The sequence below is a fragment of the uncultured Senegalimassilia sp. genome (assembly GCF_934632265.1).
GTDB lineage: Bacteria > Actinomycetota > Coriobacteriia > Coriobacteriales > Eggerthellaceae > Senegalimassilia.
The window spans coordinates 1-3,207 of sequence record NZ_CAKTYH010000166.1 but is presented as its reverse complement, the minus strand read 5'-3'; the positions used below and the strand labels follow the sequence as shown (position 1 = coordinate 3,207).

Here is a 3,207-nt window from a genome sequence, read left to right as displayed (position 1 = left end):
GTGTTAGTGTGCGGGTTGTCGATGCCGGACTCGATGATGGTGGTTGCCACCAGCACGTCGAGCTGCCCGGCGGAGAACTCCTCCATCACCTTCTCCAACGAATCCTTGTCCATCTGCCCATGCGCCACGCCCACGCGCGCCTCGCCCGCGGCGGCCTGCACGCGCCGCACCGCCTCCTCGATGGACCGGACGCGGTTGGAGACGTAGTACACCTGGCCGCCTCGGGCAAGCTCGCGCCTGATGGCGGCGCTTACCACATCGGGGTCCCACTCCCCTACGTGCACCTCGACGGGGCGGCGATCGTCGGGCGGCGTGAGGATGAGGCTCATGTCGCGCACGCCCGACAGCGACATCTGCATGGTGCGCGGGATGGGCGTTGCCGAGAGTGTGAGCACGTCGATGCTCTCGCGCAGGTTCTTCATCTGCTCCTTGTGGCCCACGCCGAAGCGCTGCTCCTCGTCGATGATGACCAGGCCCAGGTCATGGGGGTTCACATCGCGCGACAGCAGGCGGTGCGTGCCGACGAGCACATCAACGCTACCGTCCGCGAAGCCTTTGAGCGCCGCGGCCTGCTGCTGCGGCGTGCGGAATCGGCTGAGCACCTCGACGGTCACGCCGAACGGCTCGAAGCGGTCTTTGAAGTTCGTGAAATGCTGCTGCGCCAAGATGGTTGTCGGGCACAGCACCATGACCTGCTTCTTATCCTGCGTGGCGGCGAAGGCGGCGCGCAACGCCACCTCGGTCTTCCCGAAGCCGACGTCGCCGCACACCAGGCGGTCCATGGGCTTTGCGCTGCGCATGTCGGCCTTCACATCTGCGATGGCGGCCAGCTGATCGGGGGTTTCCCGGTACGGGAAGGCCTCTTCCATCTCGATCTGCGCCGGCGTGTCGGGGCCGAAGGCATAGCCTTGCGCGCTGGCTCGGCGTGCATACACGTCCACCAGGTCGAACGCAAGCTTTTTGGTGGCCGCGCTCGCCTTCTTCATGGCGCGGGACCAGTCGGCCGTGTTCAGGCGAGTGCATCGCGGCGTTGAGCCCTCGGGACCGACATAGCGCGTGACGCGGTCGAGCTGTTCGACCGGCACGAACAGCTTGTCGCCTTCGGCGTATTCCAACAGCAGATAATCGCGTGCCGTGCCGTCGATCTCGCGACGGACCAGCTCCTTGAAGTGCGCGATGCCGTGCTGCGCGTGCACGACGTAATCGCCCGGCTTGTACGGGAACGTGATCTCGGTGATATCGATATGGCGGCTCGGACGCGCAGTGGAGGCACCTTGGGTGTCGGAGACGCTGACCATGCCCAGCTTCGCCTTCGGGATGATCATGCCCAGGGGGATGTCGACGTCCACGACGTTGACGACCCCGCGGCGCAGGCGGCGCTTCTTCTGCCCGTCGGTGTCATCGGGGTTTTCCTCAGCGTCAAGCCATTCCTGGATGGGAAGGCCGTGATCGACGAAGGCGAGCATCATGTCGGCGCGGCTGCGGCGGTTCGGGGCGCTGAACACCACCGTGTAACCGTCGTCGACGAGCGTGCGCAAACGGCCGAACAGCTTATCGGGATGCCCCGCCGCCTCCACGCGCTTCACCGGCAGCTCGACGTCCACATTGCCGCCCACGCGCATGATGGAAACATATGTTGCGCGCTGACACTCGCCGAAGCTGACCTGCGGCGCCGGGCAGAACAGCCCCTCGAGGGCGATGTTGGTGCCCTTGGCCTTCGCTTCCAGTTCCTCGCTGGCGTGCATCATGTCGTCGAACAGGCTTCGCGGCTCGATGAGCACCGAAAGCGCGTCCCGACGCAGATACGCGCCGAGCGTGACCGGTTTGTCGTAGAGGTACGGCAGCAGCACGTCGCTGCCCTCGAAGCGCAAACCGCCCTCGGCGTTTTCCAAATGCTCGGAAACGCTGCGAAGCGCGGGGTTCGTGCCAGCCTGTGCCGCAAGCTTATTACGCGCGCGGGCCAAACCCGATTTGCTGCAGGAGAACTCGACGACGGGATAGATTTCCACGCTTTGCATGCTTGAGATGGTCTGCCCCGTGGAAGGCACGATGCGGCGGATCTCGTCAAGCTCATCGCCGAAGAAATCAAGGCGCACCGGAAAGCTGAGGTTTCCCGGGTACACGTCGATGGTGCCGCCGCGCGTGCAGAACGTTCCTGGGCCATCAAGCTCGCCGGTGTTGGAGAACCCACGCGATTCAAGCGCATGGATAAGGTCGTCGAAATCCTGGATACCCGCCGCTTGGGCGCCCGGCATTTCGGCCAGCTCCTGGCCGCAGACGAAAGACAGCGGCGTCGATGCGTTGGCATTGACCGGCGGCAGCGTGCGCAGCAGCGCACGGGCGCTTGCCACCACGACCACCTGCCGTCCGGTCTGCAGCGCATGCGCCGCTTCCATACGCCGAGCGACGGTGGCAAGGTCCGCGTGTTTCTTGTCGAAGGGCAGGTCGGCACGCTCAGGGAAGCGCAACACCTTGTCCTCGCCCAGATAGGCCGACAAGCTGCGAGCGAACGAAACAGCCGCATCCTCACCCGCCACCACCGCGAGCGTGGTCTGCTGCTTGTGCGAGAAACGCGCCGCCACCATGAACGGCCGCGCGCTGTTCGCGATGCCCAACGTGCCATCGTTGCCGGCATCGAGATTGGACCAGAACCCATCCAAGCATTCCGAGCGCTCGAGCGCGAAGCGCAGAGAATCGATAAGCATATGCTGCATTCCCCCATCACCATCGGCCAGCCCGGATACGGCCATACGTGTCCAGGCTGGCGTGCGCAGCTTTCCTTCGATGAAGCCGCGCTTTATTTCAGGGTGAAAAGTGTATCACGCACCTTCTTCATCGCTGGAGACGCTAGGCCCAAGCCACACGTAAACAGCAACATCTGTTCGTGTTATGAACCTTCGCGGCAGCCTTCCATCAGAACGAATAAAGCCGTTCTACGGCGCCGAAGGAACCCACCAGACAACCGCGCAACACGCCCTAACAGGCAGGTTTGATATCAGAACAAGAGTGCATCGCGAATTCTTGATTTATCTGGTTTTATTCGGCGTTCCCTATGTGACCCCATTTGACTTCGGTCTAGCTTATATGTCCAGATAACATAACGATTTTGCAGCGCAAAAGCTACGTACAACGTGAGCGTCAAAGATAGCGCGTCTTAACGCGTGCTTTTGTTTGACCCATGATTGTCGCGAACGTTTTCCGACCTTG

1 protein-coding gene is annotated in these 3,207 nt (G+C 62.8%); it reads right to left on the bottom strand.

Annotated elements, in window-relative coordinates:
• On the bottom strand, nucleotides 1–2,705 hold a 2,705-nt coding region (locus Q0H50_RS09035), incomplete at its 3' end, for a DEAD/DEAH box helicase (protein ID WP_294421608.1).
• Nucleotides 2,706–3,207 lie beyond the last annotated feature (502 nt).